This window comes from Pseudarthrobacter sp. efr-133-R2A-89, assembly GCF_030209315.1.
Taxonomy (GTDB): Bacteria; Actinomycetota; Actinomycetes; order Actinomycetales; family Micrococcaceae; genus Arthrobacter.
On the sequence record NZ_JARVSE010000011.1, the window covers coordinates 64,935 to 84,139 of the forward strand.

Here is a 19,205-nt window from a genome sequence, read left to right on the forward strand (position 1 = left end):
AACGCCGGTGGCATCACGGACCAGGAGCCAGCAGCGCCACGGTCTCCAGGTGGTGGGTGTGGGGGTACAAGTCGAAGGCACGGAGCCCGGCGAGTTCCCAGCCCGAGCGTCGAAAGTAACCGAGGTCACGGGCAAACGACGCCGGATCACAGGACACATAGGCAATGGCACGGGGCTGCGAGGCAATGAGTTGCCCGACGACGGCTTTCCCGGCTCCCGCACGGGGCGGGTCGAGGACGAGGGCGTCGAAATTCCGAGGCTTCTGGCGGAGCACACGCTCCACGCGGCCCTGGACCACCTCCACCTGCGATGCGGAATGGAGGTTCTTGCGGGCATCGCGGCTGGATCCGGGCGCACCTTCAACCGAGAGGACGGACCCTGTCTCCCCCACGGCATCGGCCAGCACCGCAGTGAACAGTCCGGCGCCGGCGTACAGATCCGCAACCACAGCCCCGGGGTGCAGGAAGCCGCCGCCTCGCAGGAATTCCGTGACGGCGCCCACAAGTGTCCCGGGCGCGTCGCGGTGGATCTGCCAGAAGCCCGCGCCAGACACGCGGTAGTCGTGGCCGGCCGCCGTTTCCTGCACCCACGTCCGGCCCCGGACCTGCGCAGCGTCGCCGCTGACCGGATCGAACGCCGCCACGGACACCTCCGGCGGCAGTCCGGCGGCAATGGCCCGCAGCCTCTTGTCCTTGGTTCCCGGCGCCGGAGCCAGGAGCACCAGTGGGCGGGAGCCGTTCGCCGGAGCCGCCACCTCAACGCGCTCGATGCCCTGCAGGTCCAGCTCCCAGAGGCGAAGTGCGTTGACCGCTTCCGTGGCCAGCGGCATATCCCGCACCGGAACGATGTGCCCGGAACGGTGCGCGTGCATCCCCAGCTTGCCGCCGGGGGTGACCGAAAAGCTCGCCCGCGTCCGCCACCCGAGGCCGGAGCCGTCGTCGTGCGCCTCCCCCACGGCTTCCACGCTGCCGGTCCACACGGACGGTGCAGGGTCGACGCCGGCGAGCCGGGTGAGCTGCTCGGCAAGGACGTCGGCCTTGAGCTGCCGCTGCCGGGCAAGGGTGATGTGCCCGAATTCGGCGCCGCCCACCGGCGGATGGCCGTGGCCCCAGGCCCGGGCTGAATCGGCGAGGTGCCAGAAGTGCTCCACCCGGTCGGGGGACGCTTCGAGGATCTCCACGGCGTCCGCCCGCCAGAACTTGGCGTCGTCGCCGGCATCGGTCAGCCGGGCACGGACCTTCTCGCCGGGGATGGCGTGCCGGACAAAGACCACCCGGCCTTCGTGGCGGGCCACGCAGTGCCCGCCGTGGGCTACGGGCCCGACGTCGAGCACGGCCTCTTCGCCGGCATGGCCGGCCCCCTCGGATGCCGGTACTGCCGTGGGCGGGGTTCTGACGGTCACTGGACGTCCTGCAGGTTCTTGGCTTCTTCGGATGATTTGAGCTGCCAGGGAACGCTGGCCACCATGACGCCGGGTTCGAAGTGCAGCCGGGTCTTGATCCGCAGCGCGGTCTGGTTGTGCACCAGCTGTTCCCACCATTTGCCCACGACGTATTCCGGAATGTAGACCACGATGAGGTCCCGCGGGGAGTCAAGGCGCATTTGCTTGACGTAGTCCATGATGGGCGTGACCGTCTCGCGGTACGGGCTGGCGAGGACCGTCAGCGGGACCGGGATTTCGAGCTTCTCCCAGTCGGTGATGGTGTGGGCGGTTTCTTCCGGATCGATGTCCACCGTGATGGCGTCCAGCCGCGAGGGCCTGGACGCGCGGGCGTAGGCCAGGGCACGCAGGACGGGCTTGCGGACGTGCGAGACCAGCAGCACGGCATGGACCCGGGTGGGCAGGGCGCGCGGCGAGGAGTCCTCGTCCACGGCGAGTTCCTTGGCCACATTGTCGTAGTGCGCCCGGATGCTCCACATGATCAGGAAGAGGATGAACATGGCCAGCAGCGCGATCCAGGCGCCTTGCTGGAACTTGGTGATGAGGACAATGACCAGCACCAGGCCGGTCATGCCGAACCCGATGGTGTTGATGGTCCGGGATTTCAGCATCCGGCGCCGGACGGCCTTGTCCTTGGCGAGTTTGAGTTCGCGGCCCCAGTGCCGGATCATGCCGAGCTGGCTGAGGGTGAAGGAGATGAAGACGCCCACGATGTAGAGCTGGATCAGCTTGGTGACGTCGGCGTCGAAGGAGATGATCAGCACCAGGGCGCCGGCGGCCAGGGCCAGCACGCCGTTGCTGAAGGCGAGCCTGTCGCCGCGGGTGCGCAGCTGGCGGGGCAGGTAGCCGTCCTGCGCCAGGATGGAGCCCAGCACGGGGAAGCCGTTGAAGGCGGTGTTGGAGGCGAACACCAGGATGACGCCGGTGGCTGCCACCACGATGTAGAACGGGATGGAACCGGGGCCGAAGATGGTCTGCGCGATCTGGCTGATGGCGGGGTTCTGGATGTAGCCCTCGGGCAGCGGTTTGCCGTCGAGCAGGAACTCCTTGGCCGGGTCCAGCACGATGTGGACCTTCGTGGCGTTCGCCAGATAGATGATGCCTGCGAGCATTGCGGCACCGATGATGCCCAGCAGCAGGAGGGTGGTTGCCGCGTTCTTGCTCTTGGGGTGCCGGAAGTTGGGAACGCCGTTGCTGATCGCTTCAACACCGGTCAGTGCCGCGGCGCCGGAGGAGAAAGCCCGCAGGAGCAGGAATGCACCGGCCAGCCCCACCAGGCCCTGGTCGAAGCCCTCGGCCGGGACGATGGTGAAGGCTGCAGACGGTGCCTGGCCCAGCTGCCCGGTGGCCGCCTGGAAGATGCCCACCGCCGTCATGCCCAGGATGGAGGCCATGAAGATGTAGGTGGGGACCGCGAAGACGCTGCCCGCTTCCTTGATGCCGCGCAGGTTCACCAGCGCAAGGATGACGACGCCGATGGTGGCAATGACCGCCTGCTGGCCGTGCAGGGACGGGACAGCCGTGGTGAGGTAGGCCGCGGCCGAGGACATGGACACGGCAACCGTCAGGACGTAGTCCACCAGGAGCGCCGAGGCCACGGTCAGGCCGGCGTACTTTCCCATGTTCACGTTGGCGATTTCGTAGTCGCCGCCGCCAGAGGGGTACGCGTGGACGTTCTGCCGGTAAGAGGCCACGACGGTCAGCAGGACCACCATCACGGCCAGGCCCACCAGCGGTGAAATCGCCACCGCACTGACGCCGGCCAAGGCGAGGGTCAGCAGGATCTCATCCGGGGCATAGGCTACAGACGACAACGCGTCCGACGCGAAGATCGGCAGTGCGATCTTTTTCGGCAGCAGGGTATGGGCAAGGCGGTCATTCCGGAAGGGCCTGCCCACCAGCACGCGTTTGACGGCGTTCAGTATTGTCAACACCCCACAAAGCTAGTCTGAATCGCGGACGATGTCATGACGGAGCCGGGCCGGGCCGAACCGCGGACGTGCCGGTAGAGTTCTAGCTGCACGATCGTGACGTACATACAGAGGAGATACGGTGGCGCATTTCGTGATCATGGGATGTGGCCGGGTGGGGGCAACGCTGGCGCACACGCTGGAGGATGCCGGCCATTCCGTGGCCATCATCGACCAGGACGACCGAGCGTTCCGCCGGCTCCGCCAGGGATTCACAGGCCGGAAGGTCACGGGTGTTGGGTTCGACCGGGACACCCTTAAGCAGGCCGGCGTCGGTGAAGCCTACGCCTTCGCGGCGGTGTCCAGCGGCGACAATTCGAACATCCTGGCCACCCGCGTGGCCCGCGAGACCTTCCATGTCCCGCACGTGGTCGCCAGGATCTACGACCCCGGACGTGCCGAAATCTACCAGCGCCTGGGGATTCCCACCGTGGCAGCCGTCCGCTGGAGCGCGGACCAGGTACTGCGGCGCATCCTGCCCGAGCAGCACCTCGCCGGCGATTTCCGCGAACCTTCCGGGCGGCTGGTCCTGGCGGAACTGGACCTGGATGGTGGCTGGATCGGGCATCGGATCAGCAGCATCGAGAAGGCAGCCGGTGTCCGTGTGGCCTATCTCACCCGTTTCGGCGAAGGCCTGCTGCCGGACGCGGGCACCGCTTACCAGGACGGCGATACCGTGCACGCCATGCTGCAGGTGGACCGCAGCGCCCTGATCGCCCAGATCCTCGCCAAAGCCCCCGCCAAGGAGTACCAGTGAAAGTAGTCATCGTCGGCGCCGGCAGCGTCGGATCATCCATTGCCCGGGAATTGCTGGCTCACAAGCATGAGATCCTCCTGATCGACCTCAAGCCGGAGGTGATCGGGCGCAGCGGCCTGCGCGGTGCCCACTGGCTGGTGGGTGATGCATGTGAGCTCTCGACGCTCCAGGGCGCCAAGGTGGAGGATGCCGACGTTGTGGTTTCCGCTACGGGTGATGACAAGGTCAACCTGGTGGTGTCGCTGCTGGCGAAGACGGAGTTCGGCGTGGGCCGCACCGTGGGCCGGGTCAACAACCCTAAGAACGACTGGATGTTCAACGACTCCTGGGGCGTGGACGTCGCGGTCAACACCCCGCAGCTGATGACCGCCCTCGTGGAGGAAGCGGTGGAGATCGGCGACCTCGTCCGGCTCCTGACGCTCCAGACCGGCGTTGCATCGCTGGTGGAGTTCACCGTGCCGCACGACTCGCACGTCATCGGCATGACCGTTGGGGACATTCACTGGCCGGAGGACGCCACCCTGGTGGCAATCCTCCGCGACCAGGCCCCCATCACCCCGAGCCGGGACGATGTGATTGACGGCGGTGACGAACTGTTCTTCGTCACCACGATCGCCGCCGAGGACAGGTTGCGTGAGCTTCTGTCCTCGGCTCCTGGCAGCATCGACGCCGGCACCCCGCCGCAGCCCGCCGTCGGCGTCCAGCAGGCCGCAAGCGAGTACGGTCCGGTGCCGGACGACGACGGCTTCGACGGCTAGGTGCGCCCGGCGCCTTGAGCCGTTACTCGGCTTGAGGCATCAGGCGCCGTGGCCGGCGCTTGTCTGGTCTTCGGTTTCGGCCGGAGCCGGGCGGGTGACGAGCCATGCCACCCACACTCCAAGGATGTACAGGGGCGCGCCCATGATCAGGCGAGTGGTGGCGAGGGCGGCCAGGCCGTCAGCGCCCATCAGGTAGAGGGGCACCTGAACGACGAGCCGGAGCGCCAAAACCGCAACGATGATCCAGGTTCCCAGCCTGTAGGCCTTGACCCGGTCCGGGTCTTTGCGCCATTCCACTCCCTCGTTGCGGATGAAACCGAAGAGGAGCCCGGCCACAGGCCATTTAACGATGATTGAAACCACCATCGCCAAGATGTAGGCGGCGTTGGTGAAGAAGCCGGGCAGGTAGAAATCCTCCGCCTTCCCGGTGGTGTTGGCCAGCCATGCCGAAATGCCGACGCCCACCACGCCCGCCAGGGCCTGGGTCAGGGGGCGCCGTTGTGCCAGCCTGGCGATGGTGAACGCAGCTGCCGATGCCAAGGCAGCGACCAGGGAGAGTGTGAGCTCCCGTGTCACGGTGAACGCCACGAGGAAAACCAACCCGGGAACAATGCTTTCCGCGATGCCCTGGACTCCCCCGGCGCTTCGCAGGACGTCCACCCGGCCGTCGTGGGTGCGGTGCAGCCCCGCCTTGGCCGCGTACTCGGCGGCCAGGCCGGCCACAGGCGACTGGGCAGCTGCCGGCGATGGCGCGGCTGCCGGTGACGGGCCCGTACCCTGACGCCGGCCCGGGCCGGCGCTTTCGGAGGACTGTTCGGGCTGCTGCTCGGTCATTCGTGCTCCTGGCGGGACATGATCTCGTAACGGGGATTGAAGATGGTGGGCATGTCCTTGCCACGGGCAAGCATTCCCTCGACCCGGATCTCGGCGCCCGCTTCGATGCCCGGCACCCGTCGTCGGCCCAGCCACACGATGCGAAGCCGTGCGGGCTTGTTTCGGCCGGGGCCGGCGCCCGGCCGCCCGGTTCCGGTCTCGGAGACAATGGCGCTGAACTCTGCCGTCCGGTCAGCGGGTACGAAGGTCACGGATTCGATGTGCCCCTGGCACAGCACGCGTCCTTTGTCCGGGAGTTGGTCCAAAGGGGTCAACCCACCGGACGCGTGGGCGGGTCCGCCCTGTGCGGCCTCAGCCGATTTGGGTAATTTCGGGACCACGTTCTGGTTCCTCCAAAGTGGGACCGGCGGGCGGAGGAGTAGCGGAGGCGTCCTTGGGCAGCCGCAGCTGCAGGAGGTCCCGCGGCGGCATGGGGCTGTCGCCGCGGACCACCACCACCTTGCGGAAAAGGGTCTCCAGCGGTTCTGCGGCGGGGCGCTCCAAGGCTGCGGGTCCGCCCAGGACGCCGCGCAGGAACCAGCGCGGACCATCGACGCCGATGAATCGGGCCACCCGGTAGCCCTGGCTGCCGTCCGGAAGCCCGGCAGGGAGTTTGGCAACCAGTTCCGTGCCAAACGCACCTTCCACCTCTTCGACCTGGCCGCCCTGGGCACCAACCGACTGGCCGATCTGTTCGCGGATCTCGTCCCACAGCGTTTCTGTCTTGGGGGCGGCGAAGGCCTGCAGTTGGAGGCTGGATCCGTTTAGGTCAAGCGTGACTGCCACCACCCGCTGCGTTGCCTCCTCAACCTCGAGGCGGAGCTGGAGTCCCTCGCTGGGCGTGATCAGGAGGGCACCGAGGTCCACGAAGCCGTCCCGGCTGCCTACTTCGGACTCATCGAAAGGGCCGTCCTGGCTGCGCGTGGAAGCGGCGGCTGAGCCTTCTCCGGGTTCCGCTGCCGTCAGCTCTTCGTCCGGCTGCGCCGGCTCGTCCTTCTTGGCTTTCCTGCCGAGCCCAAAGACCATGGGTGACTCCTTCGTTCCTAAAATGTGCCAGTTCTCAAAATCTGCCGGCCGGGACCATGTCCTGCCGTCGTGCGCGCTGGCGTGGCAGCGGTTGTGGGTGGAGGTGTCAGGCTCCGGGAACGTTGAACCCGCCGGTGGAGCCGAAGCCTCCCGTGCCGCGCACGGAGCCGCTCAATTCGCTGACAGGAATGAAGTGCGCGTGTTCCACCCGCTGGATAACCATCTGTGCAATTCTATCGCCGCGGCGCAGCTCAATCGGCTGCGAGGAGTCGGTGTTCAGCAGGGTAACCGATATCTCTCCGCGGTAGCCCGCATCCACGGTGCCAGGTGCGTTCACGATTGTCAGCCCGTGCTTGGTGGCCAGTCCGGAGCGCGGGTGGATCAGCGCAACGAACCCGTAGGGCAGGGCAATGGCCACACCCGTGGGGACCAGTTTGCGCTCCCCCGGCATCAGGACCACGTCTTCGCGCGCGCGAAGGTCCGCTCCGGCGTCGCCCGGGTGCGCGTAGGAGGGAGCTTCCAGGTCCGGATCCAGCATCTTCAACTGGACCTGCATGGTGGGCGAGGCTGGGGATGCCGTGTCCGGGTCGAGGTCTACTGCGGTGGGATGTTCAGTCACAGTCACTCACTCTAACCCGCGCCCCCGCAACAGTCCCAGATGGCCGGATCCGGAGCCGCAGCACCCAAGATGAAATAGCGGACCAAAGGTGGAAAGCTTGGCATATGCCCGAATCAAGCACGCCAGCGTCCGTTCCCAGCACACCCTCGGCCGGGACACCTGTCACATACCAGGAGAAGCTCTGGCCCAACGCCTGGATCTGGGTCATTGCCGTGGGCGTCTCCGCGGCCGGCATCCTGGTCTTCGCCCCCATCAGCATGGCGGCCGGGTATACCGCGGCGGTGGTGCTCCTGGCCATCATCAGCGTGCTCCTGGTCCTGTCCACTCCAACCATCACCGTTACCCGGGACGCACTGACGGTCGGACGGGCCAGCATCGAACGCAAATTCGTCGGCAGCGTTGAGCCGTTCACCTCCGGGGAGGCCACAGCGGAGCGGGGCACGAGGCTCAACGGGCTCGCCTACCTCTGCATCAGGGGCTGGATCGACCCCGTCGTGAAGATCGAGATCACCGACCCGGCCGACCGCACCCCGTACTGGCTCGCCTCCACCCGGCATCCTGACAAGCTGGCCGCTGCCCTCACCCGGGGCTGAGCGTACAAATATCCGTCGCAGCCTTCCCGCCTGCGGTTACTCCTCCTCGGCGCAGGACGGGCCCGCCCATTCGGGCCGGAATCAGGCGGAAAATCACGGCGCGCCCTGCCCCTTGAGCCAATTCGGCGCCACCGGGTGGCAGAGTTTCGATTGATAGTAATGCCAGGGTGGAGGATTTGTATGCAGGATCTACGGCTTGTAGGCGTGCACGACGACGGGACGCATCTCCTGTTGAGCGGGGCCGGCGGCGAGATGTTCCAGCTGCCAATCGATGAGGCCCTCAGGACGGCCAGCCGGTCCGCGGCCAAACCGCGGGCGGAGCGGTCTGCCGTTCCGATGTCCCCGAGGGATATCCAGGCCCGGATCCGCGCCGGTGCCACCGCTGCAGACGTTGCGGAGTTGTCCGGCATGCCGCTGGCAAAGGTGGAGCGTTACGAAGGGCCGGTCCTTGCCGAGCGCGAGTACGTTGCGCAGCAGGCGCGGAAAGTCGAAGTGGCGGCGCCCTCCCCCGGCCACGACATCTACCGGTCCGCCTTCGGCGACAACCCGGCTACCCTGGACGACATGGTGTCCCACCGGCTGTCCGCGCACGGCATTGATCCGGCCACGGTGGAATGGGATTCGTGGCGGCGCCAGGACGGCACCTGGACGGTATCCGCGAGCTTCGAGGCCAAACAGGGCGGGACTTCCGGTATTGGCGAGGAGCCCCCGGCCCTGTGGACATTCAGTCCGGCACGCAAGTCGCTGCAGAACACCAACCGGTGGGCACAGCAATTGAGCGAGCTTGAGCCGCTGGACGGACCTGTTCCGGCCCGCCGCCTCACTGCTGTATCGGACCGGCCCTTCGACTTTGAAACCGACGCGGATTCGTCCAAGGCGGCTTCCGGCAGCCAGGGCGCCCCCGCCCAGGAGGCCGGCAAGGAGTCCGACGGCCTCCTTGATATGCTCCGGTCGCGGCGTGGCCAGCGGATAGGCGTCGACGAAGATTCTGATGACGCCCTGGCACTGCTGCTGACCCATGGTGTACCGGCGGCCCATCCCCGCCCGTCCGAGGTGGTTCCTGAACCCGAGTCAAACGAACCGGAGCCGCAGGACGACCAGCGGGACGGACCGGCGGCCCAGGGTGATTCGTTCATCCGCCGCAGGGATGCCAGGCCGTCCATGCTGTCCAGGCTCAGCCTTATCCCGCCGCACCGCGACATCCAGGACGATGCTTTGCGGCTTCACGACGGCGTCAGCACGGACACAAGGGAAATCACCATTGCCGCGTCCCCACAGAAACCTTCGGGCGGCAGCCAAGGAACAGGTGGCGCCGGGCTGGATGAGTTGCTTGGCGGGAACCCACGCCGCAGTTTGACGAAGCAGGACGACACTTCCCCCACCACCGGCCAACTTCCGGAGACCGAGGCGCCGGAACGGCCGGCGAAGCCTAAGCGATCCAGCGTGCCTTCCTGGGATGAGATTGTTTTCGGAACCCGAAGCGACTAGGGATTCCCTCCAGGGGCCCATGATGGACTTGGGCACGTGCTACGATCCCCACCACGCGGCCGCGTGTAAAGCGAATTTACCAGGAGGTTCTCGGTGCCGGACACAACCTGCCATATGTCCATTTCGCTGGACGGCTTCGTCGCCGGACCGGACCAGAGCCTCGAAAACCCGCTGGGTAAGCGGGGACTTGAACTGCACGGCTGGCATATCGGCGACCCCCGGGCCACTGAAACCAATCAGGTTGCCGCCAATTGGCTCATGCGGCCCCGCGGCGCCTATGTGATGGGCCGGAACATGTTCGGTCCCGTCCGTGGTGAGTGGAGCGGGGAATGGAACGGCTGGTGGGGTCCTGAACCGCCCTATCACGCACCAGTGTTCGTCCTGACCCACTATGAACATGACCCGATCCAGATGGAGGGCGGGACCACGTTCCACTTCGTCACCGACGGATTCGACGCCGCCTATGCTGCCGCGTCCCAAGCCGCCGGAGACAAGGGCGTCGACATCGCAGGTGGAGCTTCGACCGTCCGGCAAGCACTGGCTGCCGGTGTCGTGGACGAATTGACGCTCGACATCGCCCCGGTGCTTCTTGGTTCGGGCGAACGTATCTTCGACGGCATCGAGTCTTTCGACTTCGAACCCGTCGAGGTGCTTCACTCGCCGTTGGCAACCCACATCCGCTACCGGCGCAGGAGCTAGCAGGCGCCTGCAGGTCGCCAGGCGTCAGGGTGCAGGGCAGGAAGGGTGTCGGGCTGGCAGCTATGCCAACGGCGGGGCGGGGGTCGTTCCGTGAGTACCCGAAAGTCCCGTTCGACGGCGGCGCACTGGTCAGCGGCGAGCTTTGCCTTTCACGCGGGCTGGTGTCACGCGCGTTTGCGTCCGGCCCGTTTGAGTCAGGCGGATTTGTGTCAGACGCGTTTGAGTCAGGCGCGTTTGTGTTAGCCGGGTTTGAGTCAGGCGGATTTATGTCAGGCGCGTTTGTGTCAGGCGGGAGCGTGCAGGATCCGTGCCAGGCTTTCTTCTCCTGGCGACAGCCCTAAGTAGGCGAAGTCGGGGTGGCTGGCAGGCGGTTCGCCGGCGTGGCTCCCCCGCTCTTCCGTGCGTTGGTCCGGCGGTGGTGGCCGCTTTGTGGGTTCCCAGTCTTGGTGTTCGCTGTGGTAGTGGCGGCCGGCCGGTGAGGTCCATCCCGGTGGATCGGTTTTACTCGCCGGGGTGGGTTTCCAACCGGTGGTGTGCCGGAGCCGGTGATGTTTCGGGCACGGCTGTCCCAGGTTCCTGATCCCGGTGGTCCCGCCGTTGGCCCAGGCGAGGATGTGGTCGGCCTCCGTGTCCAGGGAGGAGTTGCTGCAGCCGGGGAACGGGCACTTACCGTCCCGGAGCCTGAGCCAGTTCCGCATCGCCTTGCCCACCCGGTAACTCTTCCGGCCAATCTCCAACGGCGCCCCGTCCCGCGGATCCACGAGCACCCGGTAAAACGAGCCCGCCCCCGCAGCGACCAACCGACGGGCCATCGACGGCGGGATCGGCCCATACCCATCCAGCACCGCCGCCTCATCCGTCAACCCCAGCAACGAAAACACCGGCACGGTCACCAACACCTGCGCCCGGACCGCATCAGGCGGGACGTCGGCGGGCCTCGCGAAGTTTTCGGGGCTGATGCAACCTTCGTCTGGCCCCACGTCTACCCTCCCGACCGCCTGTCCCGTGCTCAGCCCCGCGGTCAGAAGGGACGTGGCAAACACATCGGCCCGGAGCTGGGCGAGGGTGCGGGTCTCCTCGGGTCCCTGCAGGCCACGCGAGATGGCGTTGAGCCGGTTCCAGGCCGCCGCTGCTTGGTCTGCGGGCAGGTACGCGGACAGCCACGCCATCCCGTCCCGGTCCGGCCGGTAGTCCACTCGCCGGTCCGCCACGGACCTGGTATGCCGCGTCTCGATCGACTCCGCATGATGACGCTCCCGCCACGACCGGGCCTTCGCCCGGAACCGGTGCGCCGGCAACTCCCCCACCGGACACCCCCGCGCCGTGTCCGGGGCGTCCGGGTCCAGGAAGTGCGCCTCTAACTCCACAGCACCTGCCGCATCCAAGGCCGCGGCCTCGTCCGCCATCACCACAGCGTGGCCCCACGACAGGGTCCCCGCCTGCAACCCCGCCAGCGTCAACGGCAACGAGGCAACAACAGCGTGCGCCGTGGCCAGGAACGACGACGCCGCCCGCGGACCCAGCGCCAACACACACCCCACCTCCGCAGCGACCGCCATCTCCTGCGCCACCACCGGCACCCCCCGCCCCGCCACAACACCGGCAGCATCCGCAAACGCCACCGCAGCCCGCGCCTTCAAACCCGCGACCCTCGCCTCCACCTCCCTGGCCCCGGCCAGAACATCAAGGCAACCATCCACCAACCCAGCCAACGGATCAGCAGCACAGAACGGCTCCGCGCCACACCCGTCCACCTCGGCAACCAGCACGGCAAGGGCAGCACGAATATCCGCCAACGCCTCCACCACCGCCACTTTCCCCATAAACCCATCATGGCAAGGGGGTACGACATTCAGTGCTGGTCAGATCGGGCCGGACAGGCACCGGCAGCCCGGGAGTGCGGCAAAACCCGGCGGGAACAGGGCAGGAGAATTAGCTAACGACAACGCGCACAAAGCGTGCCCGGGTGTGACCGATGTTCGCGTAGGCGTAGACCTGCGAACTGGGAAAGGCAAGGTGCTCGCCAGGACGGAGCTCGGTGGCACCGCTTTCCAGATCTATGCGGATTGCTCCCTCAGAGACCAGGAGCATCTCGGACCACCCCACCGGATCAGGCTCCGCGTCGTATCGCTCGCCTGGTTCCAGGGTCCAGGCCCACAATTGCGCTTCCCTGGTGGCGGGCACGGAAGCCAGCAACACCGCCAGGCTGCCTTCCCGCTCTCCGCGCCACGCAACTTCGCGGATGTCAGCACGTGGTGCTGCAGGGGCGGCCACGAGATCGACGAATGTGACGCCCAGAGCATCGGCAAGGTGGTCCAGGCCGGTCAGGCTGATGTTGGCCTCGCCCGCTTCGAGTTTGACCACCGTACGGCGGCTGACGCCGGCGCGATCAGCCAAGGCGACCTGGCTTAGCCCGGCCGCCGTCCGAAACCGGCGCACGTTCTCACTGACGTGCTTCAGGACCCCGGGTGTTTCCTCAGGTTGCATGTGCACTATTCTGCACCATAAAGTCGAGCATTATGTTGCACATTGGTTCCCGGGCTCTGTTTTCTCGGCAAGAAATCGCCCTCGTCCTAATCACTGCGGTTTGGGGTGGCACGTTCCTCGCCGTCCACATCGCCGTGCAGTACAACGGACCCTGGTTCTTTGTGGGCATGCGGTTCCTGACAGCCGGCATCATCAGTGCGGTCATCTTTGCACGCGTCCTGCGCGGCATCAGGCCGCGGGACATCGTGGCCGGCTCAGCCATCGGCGTCATGATCTTCCTCGGCTACGGACTCCAGACTGTCGGACTTCAAACGATCGGCAGCAGCACGTCAGCGTTCATCACCGCCCTTTACGTGCCGCTGGTTCCGGTCCTGCAGTGGATCGTGTTCAGGACGCCACCGCGGTTCCTCACCTGGGTCGGTGCCGGTTTGGCTTTCGCCGGCCTCGTGCTGCTCGCCGGCCCCGGCAGCACCGGGTTGGCCTTCGGTCCCGGGGAAATCGCGACGCTGGTGAGCACCCTGCCGATCGCCGCGGAGATCATCCTTATCGGCTGGTTTGCAGGCAAGGTAGACCTCGGCCGGGTAACCGTCCTGCAGTTGCTGATTGCGGGGGCGTTGGGCTTCCTGGCCATGCCGCTGGCCGGAGAGACGGTGCCGGCCTTCTCATGGGTTGGCGTGGGAGCGGCTGTTGCCCTCGGGGCGGCAAGCTGCGTCATCCAGCTCACGATGAACTGGGCGCAGAAATCGGTATCCCCGACCAAGGCCACCATCATCTACGCAGCCGAGCCCGTGTGGGCTGCGGTGATCGGGCGGGCGGCGGGTGAGCGGCTGCCACCGGCAGCGCTCGTTGGCGCCGGCTGCATCGTGGTGGGGGCGCTGGTCAGCGAACTCAGGCTGCGCAGTCGCAGGCGTGCCCCGGCGGCCGCCCTGCCACCCGCGGGAATCGAGGGCCCTGCCGGCCTGGTGCACCAGCACGGCAACGGGACTGATTGACAGCTCCCAGCCCCACGGTGTCAGGCTTCGCTGTCCGGGTTGCGGTTCCCGCGGGGCTCCCCCGGTCCGCCTGAACCGCGCCAGAGGCAGGCGTCCACTTCGAACGGCAGCAATTCGTCCTGCTGGGCCATCAGTTTGGCGCCGTGCGCAGTCACCCTGCGCATGAAATGCCGGCGGCACAGCGTCTCGTATCCCACCACGGGGACGTGTTCGGCAGCCTGCGTGGTGGCGGAATCGGCCACCATGTCCACGTCGCCGACCACCACCTGCGCGCCTTCGGTGACCATGACGCCGTCGACCGTCCTGGCGTTGTGCGTGGCCCGGCGGCCGCACCAGCACAGCGCCTCCACCTGGAGCACCTGCACCCGGTCCGCCAGCTCGATGAGGCGTTGGGACCCGGGGAACAAACGGGTGCGGAAGTCGGCGGTGATGCCGAAGGCGAAAACGTCGACGTCGATCTCGTCCACCACCTTGGCCAGTTGCTCCACCTGCTCCGGGGTGTAGAACTGGGCTTCGTCGCAGATCAGGTAGTCCACCCGCCTGCCCTGGGTGCGGCGGACCATGACTTCCTCCCAGAAGTCCGTGGTGTCCAGCACCTCCACGGCGTCCGTCTCCAGGCCCAGCCGGCTGGAGATGCGGGATTCGCCGGCACGGTCGTTGCGGCTGAACCGGACGCCGCCGCGGCCGCGCGCCCGGTGGTTGTAGTCCATCTGCAGGGCGAGCGTGGATTTTCCGCAGTCCATGGTGCCGGAGAAGAAGATGAGTTCAGCCACGCCGTCGGCTCCTTCCGTCGGCTGCAAAACAGAGCAGCGGGACCTCACGCTCGGCTTTGGTCAGGGAGCCGTGCTGGCCCACCACTTCCATGGCGCTGGGCCGCATGCGCCGGCCGTCGTAGAGGGCGACGGCGTCCCGCGCCGCGATCATGACGTCACCGATCCTGCCTTCCACGGCAGGCCGGACGTCACCAAAGAGTCCGCCTGCGATTGCTTCTTCCCGGGTGAAGGCCCATACCCGGTCGCCGAACCTTGCTTTCCAGGCAGCCACCAGCCGTTCCCGGCCGGCAGTGCCGTCCCGGTGCGTGTCTTCGAGGTACAGGTGGACCATCCGGGGTTCGCCGGCAGTGTGGCGGACGCCGTCAACCAGCGCAGAGTCGGCCGAGAAGTCGATCCGCTGGGATTCGGAAATGTCGAGCATTCCGTGGTCTGCGGTGAGCAGGATCGTGGTCCCGGCGGGCAGCGAGGAATTGAGCCGCTTCACGGTGGCGTCGAGCTCCTCCAGCTGGTGTTCCCACTGTTCCGACCGGCAGCCGTAGCGGTGGCCGGCTTTATCCAGCTCGTTGACGTAGAAGTACATCAGGGATGGACCGGCGCCCGCCATGGCGTCGGCGGCAGCCCCGGTGCGGGCGTGGGCGGTGGTTCCGGAGATGAACCTGCCGCCGCGCAGTGCGGCCCTGGTCATGGGCGAACCATTGAACTGGGCGAGGCTGACGGTGCTGACGTCCGCCTGCCCGGCCACCCGTTCAAAGACGGTGGGGAACGGCTGCCACGTGGCCGGGTCGACGCCGGGGTCCCAGTTCCCCAGGAGGTTGACCACCTTGTCCTGCCCAGGGTCCAGGACGTCGTAGCCCACCATGCCGTGCTGGCCGGCGGACAACCCGGTCCCGAAGCTGGCCAACGCTGCGGCCGTAGTGGAAGGAAATGCCGAGTCCAGCCAAACAGGGACGTCGCCTTGGCCCGCCTGCACTACAGAACGCAGGAACGGGGTGTGGGCGGCCTTCTGCTTCAGGAGGTTCCTGCCCAGGCCATCGGCGAGGACCACGCAGACGCGGCTGGCGGCGGGCAGGCCCAAGGTGTTGTCGAAACCTTCCACCCCCAGGCTCGCCGCGGCACTGGTGAGGACTTCCGCGACGGAACGGTGCCCGTAGGCAGGGGCGGGCGGAAGGTCGGGCGTGTATCCGGAAGCGGGAGTTTGTTCGGCTTGGTGGCTGGCTTCGGGCATCTCTAACGCTGCTGGTGCCCGCGGCTGAGCCGGTTTCCGAACACCCCGGACCGCGGACGGGGAGCCATGGACTGCACGTGGGGCACGGGCGCTGCCGAGCCGGTGTTGACGGCGCGGAGGGCCCGGGCAAAAAGCTTGGCGTCCTGCACGGCCTGCAGCCCGTCGGCCTCGGCGCTGATGCGGAGCACGATGTCCTCCTGCGCAATGGTGCCGGTGTAACCGTGGTCCGCTTCGCACTGCGGGTCGCCGCAGCTGGCGGGACCCATGTCCAGGCGCTGGCCGCCGGACCACGCAATGGACAGGGTCAGTTCGCGGACGGGATCCGAGGGCTTGTAGTTTTGCGGCTGGGCGTACATGTAGCTCAGGACCACGGAGCGGATCTGGGCCACGGGAACGGATTCGGTGGAGATCTGCGCGACGATCTGCTCCCCTGCCTCGTCCAGTTGCTGATCGTCTACGTGGGTGATGACCAGCATGTCCGCGGTGAGCACCAGCACCGTGATGTGGCGCCGCACCTCCGCCCGGTCAAAATGGGTTTCCAGGTGCACCAGGTGCGCCACGCAGTCCCGGCCGTCCAGCGCGTCGTCAACGACGTCGGAGACCAGGCGCGGGTAGAAGCCGGCCTTCTGCAGTGCGTCTTCGAGGCTCTGGCCCTGGAGTCCGTGGTGGTGTGAGCTGTGCTGGCGGAGTGCCTGGTTTTCATTGCCGGGCGTTTCGGGCGCCGACGCGGGAGGCTGGAAGCTCATGCCCCCATTTTCACAGATCGGCCGGTCACTTGCTAACCGCCTCAGCCCAGCATCGCCCTGCGGGCACTGTCCGTCCGCTGCGCCGCGTTGCCAATCCGCACGTCAGCGGCGAGGATCGTGGCCCCGGACGTGCCGCACAGGACGGGGTTGAATTCCACGAGCGCGATCTCCGGATGGTTGTCCTTCATCCAGGCCAGCCTGGCGGCCAGGTCTTCGAGCGCCGGCACGTCGACAGCAGGGAGCCCCTGGTATCCGAACAGCTTCCGGGATGCCCTGGGCGCACGGATGAAGTCGTGGACGTCGGCGGCGGACAGCGGCGGAACCCGGTGGGCCCAGTCGTCGAGCAGGTTGACGGCGTCACCGGCTAGGCCGAACGAGATCACCGGGCCAAGCAACGGGTCTTCGATGGCCCGGAAGGTGCAGGCCTGCCCCACCGATGCCATGGACTGGACCTCAAGGGCCGGGTCTCCGTAGGCGGCGAGCGCCCGCCGCATCTGCACCACGTTCTGGCGCAGCGATTCGGCGTCCTCGATGCCAAGGCGTACCCCGCCCAGGTCCAGCCGGTGCCGGAGGGCCGGGTCCGTGGTCTTCAGCACCACGGGCCAGCCGAGGGCTTCCGCTGCCTGCACGGCCTCGTCCGGCGTGTTGAAGGCAGCCGACGGCAGGACGCTGATGCCGTAGTGGCCCAGAAGGGAAGCCGCTGCCGCCGGTTCCAATTGCATGAGCTGTTCACCGGTGACGTCCCGGAGCAGCCCGTCGAGTTCGGCCTCGGCCTTGCGGGGATCGCACCCTGCCGGTTCCACAAAGTGCCCCTGGTCGCGGGCTGCCCATTCCGCATACCGCACCACGGCGGCAAGCGCAGCGACGGCGGCCCCGGGGTTGGAGAAGCAGGGAACCGTGCACCCGTCGGCGCCAACCAGGCCTTCCACGTTGATGGCCGGATCCAGGATGCCGCTAAACGCAGCCACCACGGGTTTCCCCGCCGCGGCCGCACACTCCGCGAGGACTCCGGCCACGGCGTCGACGGTCAAGCCCCGGGCAGGCAGCAGGGCCGCGACGGCGGCGTGCACGGTATCCGAGGCCAGCGCCTCAAGGAGTGCCTTCCGAAGCGCGGGCAGAGCCACCGACTGGCCCGTGTCCAGGTCGAGGCCGGAGACCACCTGGGCGACGCCCAGCCCGTGCGCCACCGCACTGTCCGCCACCACGTTGCCGAGGGCCTGGGAATTGCTGAAGATGGCTACGTCGGGCCCGGCCGGAAGCGCCTGGGCGGACACCACCTGGGCAACGTCCACGAGCTCTTCCACGGTTTCCACGCGGATCACGCCCGACTGGCGCAGCATGGCGTCCAGGGCGCCGGCCGGTGCCTGCGTGGTCCGGACGGCGTGTCCGGGCGGCAGGCGCAATCCCATGGTGTCCGACTTGGCGACGATCACCGGTTTGGTGCGGGCCAGGCGCCTGGCGATCCTGGAGAACTTGCGCGGGTTGCCAATGGACTCCAGGTACAGGCCCACGGCGGTGGTATCGGCGTCGTCCTCCCAGTACTGCATCATGTCGTTGCCCGAAACGTCTGCCCGGTTGCCGGCCGACAGCAGGCTGGAGAGCCCCAGCCGGCGCCGGCTCGACGCGGCGTACAGCGAGACGCCGATCGCCGCTGACTGGCTGAACAGGCCCAGCCCGCCACGCAACGGCATGGTGGGCGCCATCGACGCATTCAGCGACACGTCCGGGTGCGTGTTGGCGATGCCCAGCGACGCCGGGCCGATCACGCGCATCCCGTTGGCCCTGGCCTGGCGCACCAAGGCGCGCTGGCGCAGGAGGCCGCGTTCGCCGTCGTCCGCGAAGCCTGCCGTGGCGATCACCACGCCCTTGACCCCGGCAGCTGCGCAGTCTTCCATGACGCCGGCCACTTCCTCATAGGGCACGGCGATAATGGCCAACTGGACGCGTTCGGGGACCTCGGACAGCTTGCCGTAGGGGATCATCCCGGCCAGTTCCAACGCCTCGGGGTTGATGGCGTACACGGACCCGTGGAAGCCGCCCTCGATGATGTGTTCCAGCAGCTGGTACCCCACGGTGCCCCATTTGCGGCTGGCTCCGATGACGGCAACGGACGACGGCGCCAGCAGGTCACGGACGCTCCTCGCCTCCGCGCGGTGCTCGCGGGATTCCATGACGGCGCGCGATTTCTCGGTGGGCTCCACGTTGAACTCCAGGCTGACGACGCCGTCGTCGAAATGCCGCTTGACGTCGTAGCCGGCGTCGGAGAACACCATCAGCATCTTGCGGTTCTCCGGCAGCACCTCGGCGGTGAACTTGCGGATGCCGTTTTCGTGCGCGGCGGCGGCCAGGTGCTCCAGCAGGATGGAGCCGATGCCCCTGCCCTGGTGGGCGTCGGCTATGTTGAAGGCCACCTCTGCTTCGGTGGGGTCGGTGAGCCGGTCGTAGCGGCCGATGCCGATAATCTCGCCGTGGATCGTGATGACGAACGCCACCCGGTCCTTGTAGTCCACTTCGGTGAAGCGCTTGAGTTCCTTGGCGGACAGCCTGGCCTTGAACGCGAAGAAGCGCATGTAGATTGAATTCTGCGACTGCCCGGTGTGGAAGGCCTGGACAGCGTCGGCATCCGACGGGTGGATGGGCCGCAGGTGCGCCGTTCCGCCGTCACGCAGGACGACATCGGCCTCCCAATGTTCCGGATATTCGCCGTCCCCGGGCTGATCCACCATAGGCTTAGCCTAGCCAAGAACTCCCGCAGCAT

18 protein-coding genes are annotated in these 19,205 nt (G+C 67.3%); 6 read left to right on the forward strand and 12 right to left on the reverse strand.

Features of this window, described 5'->3' with window-relative positions; genetic code table 11:
- Positions 1-13 precede the first annotated feature (13 nt).
- Together QRM95_RS18575 and QRM95_RS18580 are read right to left on the reverse strand one after the other, a co-directional pair.
- Positions 14-1,402 (reverse strand): class I SAM-dependent RNA methyltransferase, encoded by a 1,389-nt coding sequence (locus tag QRM95_RS18575; RefSeq protein ID WP_285248924.1) that lies wholly within the window; start codon positions 1,400-1,402, stop codon positions 14-16.
- A complete protein-coding gene (locus tag QRM95_RS18580) occupies positions 1,399-3,375 on the reverse strand; it encodes an APC family permease (protein WP_285248925.1) in 1,977 nt (658 codons plus the stop codon). The genes QRM95_RS18575 and QRM95_RS18580 overlap by 4 nt, the downstream gene beginning before the upstream one ends.
- Positions 3,376-3,493: 118 nt before the next feature.
- Here QRM95_RS18580 and QRM95_RS18585 point away from each other — a divergent pair, with 118 nt between their 5' ends.
- Entirely contained in the window at positions 3,494-4,168 is a 675-nt protein-coding gene (locus tag QRM95_RS18585) for a potassium channel family protein (RefSeq protein ID WP_018761109.1), read from the forward strand.
- A complete protein-coding gene (locus tag QRM95_RS18590; RefSeq protein WP_285248926.1) occupies positions 4,165-4,926 on the forward strand; it encodes a potassium channel family protein in 762 nt (253 codons plus the stop codon). The genes QRM95_RS18585 and QRM95_RS18590 overlap by 4 nt, the downstream gene beginning before the upstream one ends.
- A 39-nt stretch (positions 4,927-4,965) precedes the next feature.
- On the opposite strand, the gene QRM95_RS18595 is transcribed toward QRM95_RS18590, so the two are convergent.
- The 4 genes from QRM95_RS18595 to dut all read right to left on the reverse strand — a co-directional run bounded on the left by QRM95_RS18595 (position 4,966) and on the right by dut (position 7,444).
- On the reverse strand, positions 4,966-5,760 hold the full coding sequence (locus QRM95_RS18595; protein WP_285248927.1) for a DUF3159 domain-containing protein: 795 nt from the start codon (positions 5,758-5,760) through the stop codon (positions 4,966-4,968).
- Entirely contained in the window at positions 5,757-6,011 is a 255-nt protein-coding gene (locus QRM95_RS18600) for a single stranded DNA-binding domain-containing protein (RefSeq protein ID WP_350223894.1), read from the reverse strand. The genes QRM95_RS18595 and QRM95_RS18600 overlap by 4 nt, the downstream gene beginning before the upstream one ends.
- A gap of 100 nt (positions 6,012-6,111) precedes the next feature.
- Positions 6,112-6,825, reverse strand: coding sequence for a DUF3710 domain-containing protein (locus tag QRM95_RS18605; RefSeq protein ID WP_285248929.1), 714 nt, complete (start codon positions 6,823-6,825; stop codon positions 6,112-6,114).
- Positions 6,826-6,931: 106 nt separating this feature from the next.
- Positions 6,932-7,444, reverse strand: coding sequence for a dUTP diphosphatase (gene dut / locus QRM95_RS18610; protein ID WP_285248930.1), 513 nt, complete (start codon positions 7,442-7,444; stop codon positions 6,932-6,934).
- A gap of 104 nt (positions 7,445-7,548) precedes the next feature.
- Between dut and QRM95_RS18615 the strand changes: the two genes are divergently transcribed.
- From QRM95_RS18615 to QRM95_RS18625, 3 genes are all read left to right on the forward strand, one after another.
- Entirely contained in the window at positions 7,549-8,037 is a 489-nt protein-coding gene (locus QRM95_RS18615) for a DUF3093 domain-containing protein (protein WP_285248931.1), read from the forward strand.
- 180 nt (positions 8,038-8,217) lie between these two features.
- Complete coding sequence (sepH, locus tag QRM95_RS18620; RefSeq protein WP_285248932.1) at positions 8,218-9,525, forward strand: septation protein SepH; 1,308 nt, start codon at positions 8,218-8,220, stop codon at positions 9,523-9,525.
- 114 nt (positions 9,526-9,639) lie between these two features.
- Positions 9,640-10,224: a dihydrofolate reductase family protein gene (locus QRM95_RS18625; protein WP_285248933.1), complete on the forward strand. Its 585-nt coding sequence runs from the start codon at positions 9,640-9,642 to the stop codon at positions 10,222-10,224.
- A gap of 284 nt (positions 10,225-10,508) precedes the next feature.
- On the opposite strand, the gene QRM95_RS18630 is transcribed toward QRM95_RS18625, so the two are convergent.
- Complete coding sequence (locus QRM95_RS18630; RefSeq protein ID WP_285248934.1) at positions 10,509-12,047, reverse strand: HNH endonuclease signature motif containing protein; 1,539 nt, start codon at positions 12,045-12,047, stop codon at positions 10,509-10,511.
- A gap of 109 nt (positions 12,048-12,156) precedes the next feature.
- Complete coding sequence (locus QRM95_RS18635) at positions 12,157-12,711, reverse strand: helix-turn-helix domain-containing protein (protein WP_285248935.1); 555 nt, start codon at positions 12,709-12,711, stop codon at positions 12,157-12,159.
- A gap of 32 nt (positions 12,712-12,743) precedes the next feature.
- Between QRM95_RS18635 and QRM95_RS18640 the strand changes: the two genes are divergently transcribed.
- A complete protein-coding gene (locus QRM95_RS18640) occupies positions 12,744-13,703 on the forward strand; it encodes a DMT family transporter (protein ID WP_285248936.1) in 960 nt (319 codons plus the stop codon).
- A gap of 20 nt (positions 13,704-13,723) precedes the next feature.
- Here the strand turns inward: QRM95_RS18640 and QRM95_RS18645 are convergent, their stop codons facing one another.
- From QRM95_RS18645 to QRM95_RS18660, 4 genes are read right to left on the reverse strand one after another with little or no spacing between them, the layout of a single operon-like run.
- The gene (locus QRM95_RS18645) at positions 13,724-14,476 is read right to left on the reverse strand and encodes a thymidine kinase (protein WP_285248937.1); all 753 of its coding nucleotides are present in this window, start codon (positions 14,474-14,476) and stop codon (positions 13,724-13,726) included.
- Positions 14,469-15,701 (reverse strand): alkaline phosphatase family protein, encoded by a 1,233-nt coding sequence (locus QRM95_RS18650; RefSeq protein WP_285248938.1) that lies wholly within the window; start codon positions 15,699-15,701, stop codon positions 14,469-14,471. The genes QRM95_RS18645 and QRM95_RS18650 overlap by 8 nt, the downstream gene beginning before the upstream one ends.
- 2 nt (positions 15,702-15,703) lie before the next feature.
- Positions 15,704-16,447, reverse strand: coding sequence for a DUF5998 family protein (locus tag QRM95_RS18655; RefSeq protein WP_285248939.1), 744 nt, complete (start codon positions 16,445-16,447; stop codon positions 15,704-15,706).
- Between the two features lie 41 nt (positions 16,448-16,488).
- Positions 16,489-19,173: a bifunctional acetate--CoA ligase family protein/GNAT family N-acetyltransferase gene (locus QRM95_RS18660; protein ID WP_285248940.1), complete on the reverse strand. Its 2,685-nt coding sequence runs from the start codon at positions 19,171-19,173 to the stop codon at positions 16,489-16,491.
- Positions 19,174-19,205 lie beyond the last annotated feature (32 nt).

Coding starts and splice junctions, on each gene's coding strand:
- QRM95_RS18595 (WP_285248927.1), bottom strand. CDS start 5,760: ATGACCGAGCAGCAGCCCGAACAGTCCTCCGAAAGCGCCGGCCCGGGC.
- QRM95_RS18605 (WP_285248929.1), bottom strand. CDS start 6,825: ATGGTCTTTGGGCTCGGCAGGAAAGCCAAGAAGGACGAGCCGGCGCAG.
- QRM95_RS18615 (WP_285248931.1), top strand. CDS start 7,549: ATGCCCGAATCAAGCACGCCAGCGTCCGTTCCCAGCACACCCTCGGCC.
- sepH (WP_285248932.1), top strand. CDS start 8,218: ATGCAGGATCTACGGCTTGTAGGCGTGCACGACGACGGGACGCATCTC.
- QRM95_RS18625 (WP_285248933.1), top strand. CDS start 9,640: ATGTCCATTTCGCTGGACGGCTTCGTCGCCGGACCGGACCAGAGCCTC.
- QRM95_RS18630 (WP_285248934.1), bottom strand. CDS start 12,047: ATGGGGAAAGTGGCGGTGGTGGAGGCGTTGGCGGATATTCGTGCTGCC.
- QRM95_RS18635 (WP_285248935.1), bottom strand. CDS start 12,711: ATGCAACCTGAGGAAACACCCGGGGTCCTGAAGCACGTCAGTGAGAAC.
- QRM95_RS18640 (WP_285248936.1), top strand. CDS start 12,744: ATGTTGCACATTGGTTCCCGGGCTCTGTTTTCTCGGCAAGAAATCGCC.
- QRM95_RS18650 (WP_285248938.1), bottom strand. CDS start 15,701: ATGCCCGAAGCCAGCCACCAAGCCGAACAAACTCCCGCTTCCGGATAC.
- QRM95_RS18655 (WP_285248939.1), bottom strand. CDS start 16,447: ATGAGCTTCCAGCCTCCCGCGTCGGCGCCCGAAACGCCCGGCAATGAA.
- QRM95_RS18660 (WP_285248940.1), bottom strand. CDS start 19,173: ATGGTGGATCAGCCCGGGGACGGCGAATATCCGGAACATTGGGAGGCC.